Raw genomic sequence first — 13,431 nt, forward strand, 5'->3', positions numbered from 1 at the left:
GGTAACAATGTCGCGTATTGGACGTAAGTCGATCCCGGTGCCGGCCGGCGTCGATGTCAAGATCGATGGCCAGACCATCACGGTCAAGGGCCCCAAGGGCGAGCTGTCGCACGTCCTGCCCGAGTCGATCACCGTTGAGCGGGCCGAGGACGGTCAGCTCCAGATCAACCGGGCCAACGACGAGCGCCAGGCCAAGGAACTGCACGGGCTGAGCCGCACCCTGGTGTCGAACATGGTCATCGGGGTGACCGACGGTTACCGAAAGACCCTGGAGATCGCGGGTACGGGTTACCGGGTCACCGCCAAGGGCAAGGACCTGGAGTTCGCGCTCGGGTTCTCGCACCCGGTGCTGGTGTCGGCCCCGGAGGGGATCACCTTCACCGTGGAGCGGCCGACGCTGTTCCACGTGGCCGGGATCAGCAAGTGGCAGGTCGGTGAGGTCGCCGCCAACATTCGGAAGATCCGCCCGCCGGAGCCGTACAAGGGCAAGGGCGTGAAGTACCAGGGCGAGGTCATCCGCCGCAAGGCCGGAAAGGCCGGTAAGAAGTGAGTGCGAGGAGCGAGCTTGCGAGCCCCGCAGTCACGAACGGAGGGAAAGCACAGTGAGCGCTACGTTGCTGAAGCGTCGGGCGGGCGGCAGCGTCTCCGCGCGGCGTGCCATCGGGCGGGCGCGCCGGCACTTCCGGGTGCGCAAGAACCTCAGCGGGACCGCGCAGCGGCCGCGCCTGGTGGTCACCCGTTCCCTGAAGCACATGGTCGCCCAGATCGTCGACGACACCAAGGGCCACACCCTGGCGTCCGCGTCGACCATGGACGCGTCGCTGCGGGGTACCGCGGGTGCCAAGAGCGAACTGGCCGGCAAGGTGGGCGCGCTGCTCGCCGAGCGGGCCAAGGCGGCAGGTATCTCCAAGGTCGTGTTCGACCGTGGGGGCAACCGGTACGCGGGGCGGATCGCCGCGCTGGCCGACGCCGCCCGCGAAGCCGGACTCGAGTTCTAGCGGCCGTCTGATGCCTGTCCAGACGCAAATCGAAGCAAACCCCGTCACGAGTAGGAAGGAAGGCTGCTGATGCCAGGTCAACAGCGTCGTGGCGGCGGGTCCGGTGGCAACGAAGGTGGTCGCCGCGACAACCGCCGTGAGGGCGGTCGCGGCAACGCGCCCGTCGAGAAGACCCCACACCTGGAGCGCGTCGTCGCGATCAACCGGGTCGCCAAGGTCGTGAAGGGCGGTCGGCGTTTCAGCTTCACCGCCCTGGTGATCGTGGGCGACGGTGACGGCACGGTCGGCGTGGGTTACGGCAAGGCCAAGGAGGTGCCGGCGGCGATCGCCAAGGGCGTCGAGGAGGCCAAGAAGCACTTCTTCAAGGTGCCCCGGATCGCCGCGTCGATCCCGCACCCGGTGCAGGGCGAGGACGCCGCCGGCGTGGTCCTGCTCAAGCCGGCGAGCGCCGGTACGGGTGTGATCGCCGGTGGCCCGGTGCGTGCGGTGCTGGAGTGCGCGGGCATCCACGACGTGCTCTCCAAGAGCCTCGGCTCGTCGAACCCGATCAACATCGTGCACGCCACGGTCGCCGCGCTGAAGAGCCTGGAGTCGCCGGAGGCGGTCGCCACCCGGCGTGGCCTGCCGGTCGAGGACGTGGCCCCAGCCGCGATGCTCGCGTCCCGCGCGGGCGCAGGGGCGTGACAGCGAAGATGAACGGAGGGCGGCTGTGATGGCACGTCTCAAGGTGACCCAGGTCCGGTCCGGGATCGGGACCAAGCGTAACCAGCGGGAGTCGCTGCGGTCGCTCGGTCTGAAGCGGATCAACGACGTGGTGGTCAAGGAGGACCGGCCCGAGATCCGGGGCATGATCTTCACCGTGAACCACCTCGTGACGGTCGAGGAGGTCGAGTAATGGCGATCAAGGTCCACCACCTCCGGCCGGCGCCGGGGGCCAAGACCGCGAAGACCCGGGTGGGCCGCGGTGAGGGCTCCAAGGGCAAGACCGCCGGTCGGGGCACCAAGGGCTCCAAGGCCCGCAAGAACATCCCGGCGGCGTTCGAGGGTGGGCAGATGCCCATCCACATGCGTCTGCCGAAGCTGAAGGGCTTTAAGAACCGGTTCAAGGTCGTCTACCAGGTGGTCAACCTGGACCGGTTGGCGGAGCTCTTCCCGAACGGTGGTGAGGTCGGTCCGCAGCAGTTGGCCGAGTCCGGTGCGGTCCGCAAGGGCCAGCCGGTCAAGGTGCTGGGCAGCGGCGACCTCGGTGGTGTATCTCTCCAGGTGTCGGCGCACGCGTTCAGCGGGTCGGCCAAGGAGAAGATCACCGCAGCTGGCGGCTCGGTCACCGAGCTCTGAACGCCCAGCTTGGACGTGGCGCTCGCTCAGTTGTCCGCGACTGACGGGCGCCACGGCCTACTGGTGAAGCCTCCGTCCCGTTAATATCGGGACCGGTGTATGTTCTAGGCACGCCTGCCCAGACCGACGCCGGACTGTTAGAGTCCGATGCCAGCCATGGATATCGGGCGCTCCGCACCCATCCCGACCCGCCAGAACATCCGGCGGCCGCCTCGCGCAGGAGGAAGAAGTTGCTCTCCGCCTTTCTCAGTGCGTTTCGCACGCCTGACCTGCGCAAGAAGCTGCTGTTCACGGTCTTCATCGTCGCGGTCTACCGGCTCGGCGCCACGCTGCCGAGCCCAGGCGTGTCGTACGGCAACGTGCAGCAGTGCATCACCGTCATGGAGTCCGGGGACTCCAGCGGGGTCTTCACCCTGCTGAACCTCTTCTCCGGCGGTGCGTTGCTGTCCCTGTCCGTCTTCGCGCTGGGCATCATGCCCTACATCACCGCGTCGATCATCCTGCAGCTGCTCACGGTGGTCATTCCGCGGCTGGAGCAGCTCCGCAAGGAGGGGCAGTCCGGCCAGGTCAAGATCACCCAGTACACCCGTTACCTGACCCTGGGCCTGGGTATCCTGCAGGCCTCGGCGTTCGTCGCGTTGGCCCGCTCCGGTCAGCTGTTCAACAACCTGTGCGACGACTACCCGATCATCCCCGACGGGACCGGCCTGCCGACCTGGCTGACGCTCAGCGTGCTGGTCATCACGATGACCGCCGGCACCGGCATGGTGATGTGGCTCGGCGAGCTGATCACCGACCGGGGTGTCGGCAACGGCATGTCGGTGCTGATCTTCACCTCGATCGCGGCACGGCTGCCCAGCGAGGGGTGGACGATCAAGAACACCCACGGCTGGGGCATGTTCGGTCTGGTGATCGTGCTGGTCCTGGTGGTCATCACCGCCGTGGTCTTCATCGAGCAGGCACAGCGCCGGATCCCCGTGCAGTACGCCAAGCGGATGATCGGCCGGCGGATGTACGGCGGCACCTCGACCTACATCCCGTTGAAGGTCAACCAGGCCGGGGTCATCCCGGTGATCTTCGCCTCGTCGGTGCTCTACCTGCCGCAGCTCGGGCTGCAGTTCTTCGATCCGAACGACCCTGGTCAGGTCCAGGCGTGGATCCAGAACAACTTGGCGAACCCGACCAGCCCGATCTACATCATCACGTACTTCTTTATGATCATCTTCTTCACGTACTTCTACGTGTCGATCACGTTCAACCCGACCGAGGTCGCGGAGAACATGAAGAAGTACGGTGGCTTCGTGCCCGGCATCCGGCCGGGCCGGCCCACGGCCGAGTACCTCGACTTCATCCTCAGCCGGATCACCCTCCCCGGTGCGCTCTACCTCGGCATCATCTCTGTGCTGCCGAACTTCTTCTTCATCTGGCTGGACAGCGACCAGTACGTGAACTTCCCGTTCGGCGGCACCGCCGTGCTCATCATGGTCGGTGTCGGTCTGGAAACCGTGAAGCAGATCGAGAGCCAACTCATGCAGCGCAACTACGAAGGGTTCCTCCGGTAGATGAGGCTGGTACTGGTCGGTCCCCCCGGGGCGGGGAAGGGGACCCAGGCCGAGTTCATCGCCGCTCACCTGGTCGTGCCCAAGATCTCGACCGGGGACATCTTCCGGGCCAACGTCTCCCAGGGCACGCCGCTGGGTGTCGAGGCCAAGCGATACATGGACGCCGGCAAGCTGGTTCCGGACGAGGTGACCATCAACATGGTCCGGGACCGGCTGGCCGAGCCGGACGCCGCCGAAGGCTTCCTGCTCGACGGCTTCCCGCGGACCACTCCGCAGGCTGCCGCGCTGGACAAGCTGCTGGCCGACCTCGGCACCGCGCTGGATCTGGTGCTGGAGCTGGTCGTCGACGACGACGAGGTGATCCGGCGGCTGTCCGGTCGCCGTACCTGTCGCGGCTGCGGCAAGATCTGGCACGTCGAGTTCGACGCGCCGGCGACCGAGGGCCGCTGTGACCGGTGCGGCGCCGAGCTGTTCCAGCGCGACGACGACAAGCCCGAGACCATCGCCCATCGCCTGGTGGAGTACGCCGAGAAGACCGCGCCGCTGGTCGACTTCTACGGTGCCCAGGGCAAGCTGGTCGGGATCGACGCCACCGGGCCGGTCGAGGACGTCACCGTACGCGCGATCGACGCCCTGCGTTCGTACGGCGGGTAGCGTCCGATGCGCCGCCAGCAGTTGGACATCCAGCTCAAGACCCCGGAGCAGATCGACCGGATGCGTGCCGCCGGCCTGGTGGTCGCCGATGCCCTGGCCCGGATGCGGGCGGCGATCGCCCCCGGCGTCTCCACCGCCGACCTGGACGCCATCGCCGCGGAGACGATCCGCGACGCCGGCGCTGTCCCGTCGTTCAAGGGCTACCACGGCTACCCGGCGACCATCTGCTCCTCGGTCAACGAGCAGGTGGTGCACGCGATCCCGGCGGCTGGGCAGGTGCTGCGCGACGGTGACGTCATCTCGGTCGACTGCGGAGCCGTACTGGACGGCTGGCACGGCGACGCGGCCTTCACCGCTCCGGTCGGGGAGGTACGTCCGGAGCTGCTGCGGATGATCACGGTCGCTGAGGACGCGCTGTGGGCTGGGATCGCCGCTGCGGCGCGCGGGGCGGTCAGCGGCCGCGGCCGACTCACTGACATCTCGTACGCGGTGGAACGGGCGATCCGCACGGGCGGCCGGTACGGCATCGTCGAGGGCTACGGCGGCCACGGGATCGGTACCGAGATGCACCAGGACCCGCACGTGCTCAACTACGGCCGGCCGGGCAAGGGCCCGCGCCTGGTCCCGGGGATGGCGTTGGCCATCGAGCCGATGATCACCGAAGGGTCGGCCCGCACCAACGAACTCGCCGACGGCTGGACGGTGGTGACCCGGGACGGGTCGATGGCGGTGCACGTCGAGCATTCGATGGCGCTGTTGCCGGACGGTGTCTGGGTGTTGACCGAGCCGGACGGCGGGCGTTCCCGGCTCGGCGATCTGGTGACCGCCCGTCAGCCGGCCGATTCTCGACGCTGACCCGGGGCCTGCCCCGGCTCCGGCCGCCCCTCGGCCCGGTGCCGGTCTGGCCGGGCTGGCACCGGGGTGTCAAGCTGGTAGCCATGGATCGGCGGGACGGGATGCGGGCGGCCGACGCCGACCGGGAGGCAGTGGCCGAGCGGTTGCGTAACGCGCTGAGCGAGGGTCGACTGGATCTTGCCGAGTTCGACGAGCGGTTGCAGCGGGCCTATGCGGCGAAGATGTACGGTGATCTGGGCGGCCTGCTCGACGATCTGCCACCGGTGACCGCCGCCGGACGCTCGCAGTTGGCGCCGGTCGTCACCGACGGGTTGCCCGCCGAGTTGACTCCCGGCCCGGACGGGCGCTATCCCGGTGCGACCCGCCGGTGGCTGGTCAACGAGTGGGACGGGTACGGGGCGGCGGTCGGGATCACCATCGCGATCTGGGCGGTGACCTGCGTCATGGCTCAAAACCTGCTGTACTTCTGGCCGGGCTGGGTGGCCGGCCCGTGGGGTGCGGTGCTGCTGGTGACCACCGTGCTGGGCCTGATCAAGGGCGAGCCGCAGCGGTGTGCGGCCAAGCAGGCCCGGCAGCAGTTGGCCAGGCAGGAGAAGGCGGAACGGAAGCGGATTGAGCACGAGTCCGGTGGGTCCGGCGGTCCGGCCCCGGGCCAGGGGTAGCCACCCGGCCGCACACCGGACGCCAAGCGGTCGGCCGGCGGCCTGACCGACGCCCGGCGGGTCGCCGGTAAACTCCCTGCTCCTGCCGCTTTGTCGGGTATGCTGACCTGCGGCAGCGCGCGGTTTGCTGTCCGCGTGACAACCCGCGTACACTGATAGATCGGCGCACAGCGTCCACTCCAGCGTGCCTGCTCTGCGCTTCGGCAGGCCGTGTCTGATCGGGTGTCGCCTGGGTTTCCGTAACCCGGGCCGAGCCCGTCGTCAGACGTCTGGAGCCGCGGCTGGCGCGGACGAATCGGTACGGTCGGCAGGCCGGACGGGTCCGTCCGCGAATGGTGTTGTGAGCCGATCCCGAGCAACCGACGTCAGGACAGCGGAGGACATGCCGAAAAAAGACGGGGCCATCGAGATCGAAGGTCGAGTGATCGAGCCACTACCGAACGCCATGTTCCGGGTGGAGCTCGCCAACGGCCACAAGGTACTGGCTCACATCAGCGGCAAGATGCGGCAGCACTACATTCGCATCCTGCCCGAGGACCGGGTCGTCGTCGAGCTTTCGCCGTACGACCTCACCCGAGGGCGCATCGTCTATCGCTACAAGTAACCGCCTGACGGCCGGCCGGGGCGTCCCGTGTCCGTCCTCAAGCCCGCACCGCATACGCGGCCGGGCGTCAACGGAAGTAAGGCACACCGTGAAGGTCAAGCCGAGCGTCAAGAGGATCTGCAACAAGTGCCGGGTGATCCGCCGGCACGGCCGGGTGATGGTCATCTGCACCGACCCCCGGCACAAGCAGCGCCAGGGCTGACCCCGAGCCGACCGGCAGGAGCCGGGCCGGCGACGGGGCGGTTCAGGCGGCCGATCGCACAACAGCACATGCTCGTTCCAGCCGCGAGCACCCGGTGACCATGTCGCCGTGTCCGTGGCGCAACCCCCGGTCGGAGGCCGGGGCCCGGCATGCCGGCCCACTCAGCTGAGTGGTCGGCGAGGGCAGCCGGGGTGGAGCGGGCTCAGACCTCCGTGCACACCACTTGAGGAGTACGCCCGCACATGGCACGTCTAGTCGGCGTGGATCTGCCCCGCGAGAAGCGGATGGAGATCGCGCTCACCTACATCTTCGGGATCGGCCGGACCCGTTCGATCGCCACGCTTGCCGCGACTGGCATCGACCCGAACAAGCGGGTCCGGGACCTCACCGACGAGGAGCTGGTCCAGCTCCGGGATCACATCGAGGCCAGCTTCAAGGTCGAGGGTGATCTGCGTCGGGAGGTTGCCGCAGACATCCGCCGCAAGGTGGAGATCGGCTGCTACGAGGGCATCCGGCACCGCCGCGGGTTGCCCGTGCATGGCCAGCGCACCCGGACCAACGCCCGGACCCGCAAGGGCCCGAAGCGGACCGTCGCCGGCAAGAAGAAGCCGGGCAAGAAGTAGTCCTGGCCGACGCCGGGCCCGCCCGGATACCTCGATCGTTCAATAGGAGCGCAGAAAACTCATGCCACCGAAGGCTCGCGCTGGAGCCGCTGTCAAGAAGGTCCGGCGCAAGGAACGCAAGAACGTCGCCCACGGGCAGGCGCACATCAAGAGCACCTTCAACAACACCATCGTCTCGATTACCGACCCGACCGGTGCGGTGATCTCCTGGGCCTCCGCCGGCCAGGTCGGTTTCAAGGGCTCCCGCAAGTCGACGCCGTTCGCCGCGCAGCTGGCCGCCGAGGCTGCCGCCCGGCGGGCGATGGAGCACGGCATGCGCAAGGTCGACGTCTTCGTCAAGGGCCCCGGCTCTGGCCGGGAGACCGCCATCCGTTCGTTGCAGGCCGTCGGCCTGGAGGTCGGGCAGATCTCCGATGTCACGCCGCAGCCGCACAACGGGTGCCGTCCGCCGAAGCGTCGCCGGGTCTGAGAGGTTAGGAAGAGATGGCTCGTTACACGGGTGCTGACTGCCGCCGTTGCCGGCGGGAGAAGATGAAGCTGTTCCTCAAGGGCAGCAAGTGCGATGGGCCGAAGTGCCCGTTCGAATCCCGGCCCTTCCCGCCCGGCCAGCACGGCCGTGGTCGGACCAAGGAGACCGAGTACCTCCTCCAGCTGCGGGAGAAGCAGAAGGCCCGCCGGGTGTACGGCGTGCTGGAGAAGCAGTTCCGCGGCTACTACGAGGAAGCAGTGGCCAAGCAGGCGAAGACCGGTGAGGTGCTGCTGCAGATCCTGGAGTCCCGGATTGACAACGTCGTGTACCGGGCTGGCTACGCCAAGTCCCGGGACATGGCGCGCCAGCTGGTCAAGCACGGGCACTTCATGGTCAACGGAAATAAGGTCGACATCCCCTCGTTCCGCGTCAAGGAGCACGACATCGTCGAGGTGCGGGCGAAGTCGAAGGAGCTCACCCCGTTCCTGGTCGCCCAGGGCGAGGCCGGTTCCAAGACCGTCCCGGCCTGGCTGGAGGCGATCCCCAGCCAGATGAAGATTCTCGTGCACTCCATGCCGGCGCGTCAGACAATCGACACGCAGGTTCAGGAGCAGCTGATCGTCGAGCTCTACTCGAAGTGAGCCACCCCCGTCGACGGGGGTCGCGGTCGACCGGCGTCACCGACGTACGGCACCGGCCCGGCCCCCGTCGACGGGCGCACGACCGACGGGCGTCATATAGCGGTCGCCCCGACCCAAGGAGAAGTACGTGCTCATCAGCCAGCGGCCGACTCTGTCCGAGGAGTCGATCAGCGACACGAGGTCCCTGTTCACCATCGAGCCGTTGGAGCCGGGTTTCGGCTACACGCTCGGCAATTCGCTGCGGCGTACCCTGCTCAGCTCCATTCCGGGCGCGGCGGTCACCAGCATCAAGATCGACGGCGTGCTGCACGAGTTCACCACGATCCCCGGCGTCAAGGAGGATGTGGTCGAGCTGGTCATGAACGTCAAGGAGCTGTGCGTCAGTTCCGAGCACGACGAGCCGGTCAGCATGTACCTGCGCAAGCAGGGCCCCGGTGACGTGACCGCCGGTGACATCCAGCCGCCGGCCGGGGTCTCGGTGCACAACCCGGACCTCAAGCTGGCCACTCTCAACGGCAAGGGCCGCCTCGACATGGAGCTCACCGTCGAGCGGGGCCGCGGGTACGTCACCGCCGCGCAGAACAAGCAGGCCGGTGCCGAGATCGGCCGGATCCCGGTCGACTCGATCTACTCGCCGGTGCTCAAGGTCACCTACCGGGTGGAGGCGACCCGGGTCGAGCAGCGGACCGACTTCGACCGGCTGATCATCGACGTCGAGACCAAGGCGTCGATCGGACCGCGTACCGCGCTGGCCTCGGCCGGCTCCACCCTGGTCGAGCTGTTCGGTCTGGCTCGCGAGCTGGACGAGACCGCTGAGGGCATCGACATCGGGCCGTCGCCGCAGGACGCCCAGCTGGCCGCTGACCTGGCGCTGCCGATCGAGGAGCTGGACCTGACCGTACGGTCGTACAACTGCCTCAAGCGCGAGGGCATCAACAGCGTCGGCGAGCTGATCGGGCGGACCGAGGCGGACCTCCTCGATATAAGGAATTTCGGTCAGAAGTCGATCGACGAGGTCAAGATGAAGCTCGCCGGGATGGGGCTGGGCCTGAAGGATTCGGCGCCCAACTTCGACCCGGCACACGTCGTGGACTCCTTCAGCGAAGCCGACTACGACACCGACGACTACCGCGAGACCGAGCAGCTGTAACGCCGGCTGCCGCCACCACTGAGGAGCACCAACCATGCCCACGCCCACCAAGGGCCCCCGCCTCGGCGGCAGCCCCGCGCACGAGCGGATGATGCTGGCCAACCTGGCCACCTCGCTGTTCCGGTACGGCAAGATCAAGACCACCGAGACCAAGGCGAAGCGGCTGCGTCCCCTCGCGGAGCAGCTGATCACCAAGGCCAAGCGGGGCGACCTGCACTCGCGCCGTCGGGTGCTGACCGTCGTGCGGGACAAGGACGTGGTCTTCGAGCTGTTCGACCAGATCGCGCCCCGGTTCGCCAACCGTCCGGGTGGCTACACCCGGATCGTGAAGACCGGACCGCGCAAGGGCGACAACGCCCCGATGGCGATCATCGAGCTGGTCGAGGAGCTGGTGGTGACCACCCCGGCGCCGGCCAAGGCCGACCGTCGGGCGGCCGCCCAGCAGGACAAGGTCGAGGCGCTCGCCGGTGCCGACGAGGCACCGGCCGCGCGTACCGACGCGGACACCGCGGCCGACCAGGACGCCGAGCCGCCGGTGTCGGCCTCCGGTGACACCGACACGGGCGCGACCCAGGCAGCCCCGGCCGGCGAAGGCGACGACAAGGCCTGAGCCGCCGCCGAAGGCGACGACACGGCCTGAGTCGGCACGAGCACAACCGGTGGGACCCGGCGCTGCGACAGCAGCGTCGGGTCCCACCGTCTTTCCGGCAACCATGCGACCTTTCCGGCAACCATGCGACACAGGAGGATCAGGTGCGGCAGGGGTACGTCCGGCTGCGGCTCGATGTCGCGTACGACGGCACCGACTTCTCCGGCTGGGCGGTGCAGCCGCAGCGGCGGACCGTCGCCGGGGTGCTGACCGAGGCACTCGACCGGGCGTTCGGGCCAGGCGTCGCACTCGGGCTGACCGTGGCCGGGCGTACCGACGCGGGGGTGCACGCCACCGGCCAGGTGTGCCACCTCGACGTGCCGGCCGAGGTGTGGAGCGAACGGTCCGGGGCGCTGCTGCGCCGGTTCGCCGGTACGCTGCCCCGCGACGTCCGGGTGCGGGCGGTCACCGAGGTGCCGGCCGACTTCGAGGCCCGGTTCGCCGCCACCTACCGGCGGTACGCGTACCGGGTCACCGACGCCCCGTACGGTGCTGAGCCGCTGCGCCGGCACGACACGCTTGCCTGGCCCCGTCCGCTCGACCTGGCCGCGCTGAACGCCGCCGCCGCCCTGCTGGTCGGCGAGCATGATTTCGCCGCGTACTGCCGGCGTAAGGAGCATGCCACCACGATCCGGCAGATCACCCGGCTGGACTGGCGCCGGGACGCGGACGGGACACTGGTCGGCACCGTACAGGCGGACGCGTTCTGCCAGGCGATGGTGCGCAGCCTGGTCGGGGCGATGCTGTTCGTCGGCGACGGCCGCCGGCCGGTCGACTGGCCGGGCAGCCTGCTGACCCGGCGGGAACGGTCCAGTGAGGTCACCGTCGCCCCGCCGCACGGGCTCACCCTGGTCGAGGTCGGCTACCCCACCGACCCGGCCGGGTACGCGGCCCGCGCCAGCGTTACCCGCCGGCTGCGGCTACCGGCGGCCGGCTGACGGCCGGTCACCGAGCCGCTGCCGCGCCGGCTGCCGCGTCGGCCTCCGCGTCGGCTGCCGCGTCGCCGTCGGACCCGGCCGGGTCGTCCGCTGCCGCCGGCTGCACCGCCCGCTTTTCCAGTACGTTCGTCTGCAGGTGCAGTTGCAGCATGTCGAAGAGGATCTGCCGGGCGTACGGGTCGTCGGCGGGCACCGGTTCGCTGTCGGCGCGAGCGATCACGCAGTACATCAGGAAGTGGCCGAGCGAGTGCCAGCCGACCTGGGCGGAGGAGAGCGCGATCGCCTCGGTCCCCTCGTCGGCGATCATGCCCTGAAAGCGGCCCTTCTCCTCGTCGACCATCGGTTTGATCCGGGTGTGTGCCCATTCCGCGCCGGAGGCGTCGGCCAGGTTGAACACCCCGGTGGTGATCAGGTACTCGCCGGTCGGTGACCGTAGCGTGCCGCGGACCACCTGGTTGCAGCCGAGCTCGTCGAGCAGGGTGCCGATGTCGCCGGCGACCGCCGCCCGGCAGCGCTCCTCGATCTGGGTCTTCAGCAGCCGGTACGGTGGCTCGGCCGGGTCGATCACGATGTCACCGGTCGGGAAGACCTCCTCAACGGTGAGCGGCTGCGGGTCGGCCTGCCGGGAGCTGATGTCCCGGGGGACCACGGCCGGTGCCGCCGCCGGGGCACCCGCCGCCGCCCGTCCGTTGCGTTCGTCGACGACGATGAAGTACGAGCTAAGCCCGCAGACGCCGAGCATCAGCAGGACGGCGACGCCGCTGATCACGACCTGCCACAGCTTCGTCGACGACCACCCTGCCGTGGCTGGCCCGGTCGGTCGCCGGCCGCGAGGTTCAGTGGGACCGTCGGTCGGGCGGCGACGCGGTCGGGGGGTCCTGCCCGGCGGCGGGGCGGTACCCGGCCGCCCGCGGCCGGTCTGACGACGCGCCCTGGCGGTACGGGACGACAATCCGGGCGCAGCAGGTTCGCCGTCCGCCGGTCTCGGTACGGCCTGCGGCGGCAAAGTCTGCGGTGGGCGGAATGCCTGCGGCGCAGGGAAGCCACGCGGCGGTGGCACAACGTAGTGTGCCGGCCCGGCACCGCGCTGCGGCGGTGCGGCAGGCGGTGGCCGACGTGGCGGTCCAGGATGCGGCTGAGGCTGAGCGCGGGGATGCGGTCGGGGCGGCGGCTGGGGCCGGGGGCGCGGTGGCCTCGGCGGTTCACCGGCGGACCCCGGCGGCCGAACCGATTGATCGGGTCGAATCGGCCGGCGGTCCGCGCCGGATTCGTACCCGTACGTCATGTCGCACAGAGTAACGGATGGATTGGGGGGAGAGCTGCCGGTCAAGACTTGCATCAATTGAAGATCGGGCATAAGCCTATTTCGATCGTGATGACCGCCGTCGACGCCGTACCCAGGTTGGGCGACAATGCCCCGGTGACCGGCGACCACTACTTCAGCCCGCAACCCGGCACCGCGGACGTACGGTCGGAGATCGACTTCACGGTCGCCGGCCGCGACTACACCCTGGCCGCAGCCGCCGGGGTGTTCTCCGCCGGCCGGCTCGACCCGGGCACCGCCGTACTGTTGCGCAAGGCCGACCTGCCCGCGCCGACCGACCCCGGCCCCTTCCTCGACCTCGGCTGCGGGTACGGCCCGATCACCTGCGTGCTGGCCGACCAGGCACCGGCCGCCACGGTCCACGCGGTGGACGTCAACGCGCGCGCCCGCGAACTCACCCTGCTCAACGCCGACCGGCTCGGCGTCGCCGACCGGGTCCGAGTGGCCGATCCGGACACCGTGCCGCCGGAGCTCACCTTCACCCAGCTGTGGTCCAATCCGCCGATCCGGGTCGGCAAGGCGGAGCTGCACGCCCTGCTCGCCCGCTGGCTGCCCCGCCTCGCCCCGGGCGGCGTCGGCTGGCTGGTCATCGCCCGCTACCTGGGCGGCGACTCGGTGCAGCAGTGGCTGCGGGAGCAGGGCTGGCAGGTGGACCGGCACGCCAGCCAGAAGGGCTACCGGGTGCTGCGGGTCACCAACCGCGCCGACTGACCGCCACTTCGGTTCGCCAGTGCCAGTCGCTCACCCGGTGGTGCGAATCTC

General features: G+C 69.3%; 19 protein-coding genes. 18 read left to right on the top strand and 1 reads right to left on the bottom strand.

Annotation, left to right across the window (positions count from 1 at the left end):
- Positions 1–7 precede the first annotated feature (7 nt).
- From rplF to truA, 17 genes are all read left to right on the top strand, one after another.
- Entirely contained in the window at positions 8–550 is a 543-nt protein-coding gene (gene rplF, locus ACFHWS_RS00435; protein ID WP_416551280.1) for a 50S ribosomal protein L6, read from the top strand.
- Between the two features lie 64 nt (positions 551–614).
- A complete protein-coding gene (rplR, locus tag ACFHWS_RS00440; RefSeq protein WP_416551407.1) occupies positions 615–998 on the top strand; it encodes a 50S ribosomal protein L18 in 384 nt (127 codons plus the stop codon).
- Positions 999–1,067: 69 nt separating this feature from the next.
- A complete protein-coding gene (gene rpsE / locus ACFHWS_RS00445; protein ID WP_123606133.1) occupies positions 1,068–1,682 on the top strand; it encodes a 30S ribosomal protein S5 in 615 nt (204 codons plus the stop codon).
- A gap of 28 nt (positions 1,683–1,710) precedes the next feature.
- Positions 1,711–1,893, top strand: coding sequence for a 50S ribosomal protein L30 (rpmD, locus tag ACFHWS_RS00450; RefSeq protein ID WP_416551281.1), 183 nt, complete (start codon positions 1,711–1,713; stop codon positions 1,891–1,893).
- Positions 1,893–2,336, top strand: coding sequence for a 50S ribosomal protein L15 (gene rplO, locus ACFHWS_RS00455; protein ID WP_278173697.1), 444 nt, complete (start codon positions 1,893–1,895; stop codon positions 2,334–2,336). Before rpmD ends, rplO begins: the two co-directional genes overlap by 1 nt.
- A 230-nt stretch (positions 2,337–2,566) precedes the next feature.
- Positions 2,567–3,898: a preprotein translocase subunit SecY gene (gene secY / locus ACFHWS_RS00460; RefSeq protein WP_416551282.1), complete on the top strand. Its 1,332-nt coding sequence runs from the start codon at positions 2,567–2,569 to the stop codon at positions 3,896–3,898.
- On the top strand, positions 3,899–4,552 hold the full coding sequence (locus ACFHWS_RS00465; protein WP_416551283.1) for an adenylate kinase: 654 nt from the start codon (positions 3,899–3,901) through the stop codon (positions 4,550–4,552). It abuts the gene before it with no gap.
- A gap of 6 nt (positions 4,553–4,558) precedes the next feature.
- A complete protein-coding gene (gene map / locus ACFHWS_RS00470) occupies positions 4,559–5,407 on the top strand; it encodes a type I methionyl aminopeptidase (protein ID WP_416551284.1) in 849 nt (282 codons plus the stop codon).
- An 83-nt stretch (positions 5,408–5,490) separates the two neighbouring features.
- Positions 5,491–6,069, top strand: a complete 579-nt coding sequence (locus tag ACFHWS_RS00475; protein ID WP_416567409.1) for a DUF1707 SHOCT-like domain-containing protein — start codon at positions 5,491–5,493, stop codon at positions 6,067–6,069.
- Between the two features lie 382 nt (positions 6,070–6,451).
- Complete coding sequence (gene infA, locus ACFHWS_RS00480; RefSeq protein WP_007073013.1) at positions 6,452–6,673, top strand: translation initiation factor IF-1; 222 nt, start codon at positions 6,452–6,454, stop codon at positions 6,671–6,673.
- An 88-nt stretch (positions 6,674–6,761) separates the two neighbouring features.
- Positions 6,762–6,875 carry a 50S ribosomal protein L36 gene (rpmJ, locus tag ACFHWS_RS00485; protein ID WP_012184307.1) on the top strand — a complete coding sequence of 38 codons (114 nt, stop codon included), beginning with the start codon at positions 6,762–6,764 and terminating at the stop codon, positions 6,873–6,875.
- A gap of 242 nt (positions 6,876–7,117) precedes the next feature.
- Positions 7,118–7,498, top strand: coding sequence for a 30S ribosomal protein S13 (gene rpsM, locus ACFHWS_RS00490; protein ID WP_123606127.1), 381 nt, complete (start codon positions 7,118–7,120; stop codon positions 7,496–7,498).
- A gap of 61 nt (positions 7,499–7,559) precedes the next feature.
- A complete protein-coding gene (gene rpsK, locus ACFHWS_RS00495; protein WP_007073011.1) occupies positions 7,560–7,967 on the top strand; it encodes a 30S ribosomal protein S11 in 408 nt (135 codons plus the stop codon).
- Between the two features lie 14 nt (positions 7,968–7,981).
- Complete coding sequence (rpsD, locus tag ACFHWS_RS00500; RefSeq protein WP_416567410.1) at positions 7,982–8,608, top strand: 30S ribosomal protein S4; 627 nt, start codon at positions 7,982–7,984, stop codon at positions 8,606–8,608.
- Positions 8,609–8,735: 127 nt separating this feature from the next.
- Positions 8,736–9,758, top strand: coding sequence for a DNA-directed RNA polymerase subunit alpha (locus ACFHWS_RS00505; protein WP_278173705.1), 1,023 nt, complete (start codon positions 8,736–8,738; stop codon positions 9,756–9,758).
- A 34-nt stretch (positions 9,759–9,792) separates the two neighbouring features.
- Positions 9,793–10,368 carry a 50S ribosomal protein L17 gene (rplQ, locus tag ACFHWS_RS00510; protein ID WP_416567411.1) on the top strand — a complete coding sequence of 192 codons (576 nt, stop codon included), beginning with the start codon at positions 9,793–9,795 and terminating at the stop codon, positions 10,366–10,368.
- Positions 10,369–10,511: 143 nt separating this feature from the next.
- Complete coding sequence (gene truA, locus ACFHWS_RS00515) at positions 10,512–11,345, top strand: tRNA pseudouridine(38-40) synthase TruA (RefSeq protein WP_416551288.1); 834 nt, start codon at positions 10,512–10,514, stop codon at positions 11,343–11,345.
- A 7-nt stretch (positions 11,346–11,352) separates the two neighbouring features.
- On the opposite strand, the gene ACFHWS_RS00520 is transcribed toward truA, so the two are convergent.
- Positions 11,353–12,114 (bottom strand): hypothetical protein, encoded by a 762-nt coding sequence (locus tag ACFHWS_RS00520; protein WP_416567412.1) that lies wholly within the window; start codon positions 12,112–12,114, stop codon positions 11,353–11,355.
- Between the two features lie 651 nt (positions 12,115–12,765).
- Here ACFHWS_RS00520 and ACFHWS_RS00525 point away from each other — a divergent pair.
- A complete protein-coding gene (locus tag ACFHWS_RS00525; RefSeq protein ID WP_416551408.1) occupies positions 12,766–13,380 on the top strand; it encodes a class I SAM-dependent methyltransferase in 615 nt (204 codons plus the stop codon).
- Positions 13,381–13,431 lie beyond the last annotated feature (51 nt).

Source organism: Micromonospora sp. LOL_013 (assembly GCF_048060315.1).
Lineage (GTDB): Bacteria > Actinomycetota > Actinomycetes > Mycobacteriales > Micromonosporaceae > Micromonospora_E.

What these genes read in the sequence shown, in the direction of transcription:
- map (WP_416551284.1), top strand. Translation starts at nt 4,559, where the DNA reads ATGCGCCGCCAGCAGTTGGACATCCAGCTCAAGACCCCGGAGCAGATC.
- rpsK (WP_007073011.1), top strand. Translation starts at nt 7,560, where the DNA reads ATGCCACCGAAGGCTCGCGCTGGAGCCGCTGTCAAGAAGGTCCGGCGC.
- ACFHWS_RS00465 (WP_416551283.1), top strand. Translation starts at nt 3,899, where the DNA reads ATGAGGCTGGTACTGGTCGGTCCCCCCGGGGCGGGGAAGGGGACCCAG.
- rplF (WP_416551280.1), top strand. Translation starts at nt 8, where the DNA reads ATGTCGCGTATTGGACGTAAGTCGATCCCGGTGCCGGCCGGCGTCGAT.
- rplO (WP_278173697.1), top strand. Translation starts at nt 1,893, where the DNA reads ATGGCGATCAAGGTCCACCACCTCCGGCCGGCGCCGGGGGCCAAGACC.
- ACFHWS_RS00475 (WP_416567409.1), top strand. Translation starts at nt 5,491, where the DNA reads ATGGATCGGCGGGACGGGATGCGGGCGGCCGACGCCGACCGGGAGGCA.
- rpmD (WP_416551281.1), top strand. Translation starts at nt 1,711, where the DNA reads ATGGCACGTCTCAAGGTGACCCAGGTCCGGTCCGGGATCGGGACCAAG.
- rpsM (WP_123606127.1), top strand. Translation starts at nt 7,118, where the DNA reads ATGGCACGTCTAGTCGGCGTGGATCTGCCCCGCGAGAAGCGGATGGAG.
- rpsD (WP_416567410.1), top strand. Translation starts at nt 7,982, where the DNA reads ATGGCTCGTTACACGGGTGCTGACTGCCGCCGTTGCCGGCGGGAGAAG.
- infA (WP_007073013.1), top strand. Translation starts at nt 6,452, where the DNA reads ATGCCGAAAAAAGACGGGGCCATCGAGATCGAAGGTCGAGTGATCGAG.
- rpsE (WP_123606133.1), top strand. Translation starts at nt 1,068, where the DNA reads ATGCCAGGTCAACAGCGTCGTGGCGGCGGGTCCGGTGGCAACGAAGGT.
- rplQ (WP_416567411.1), top strand. Translation starts at nt 9,793, where the DNA reads ATGCCCACGCCCACCAAGGGCCCCCGCCTCGGCGGCAGCCCCGCGCAC.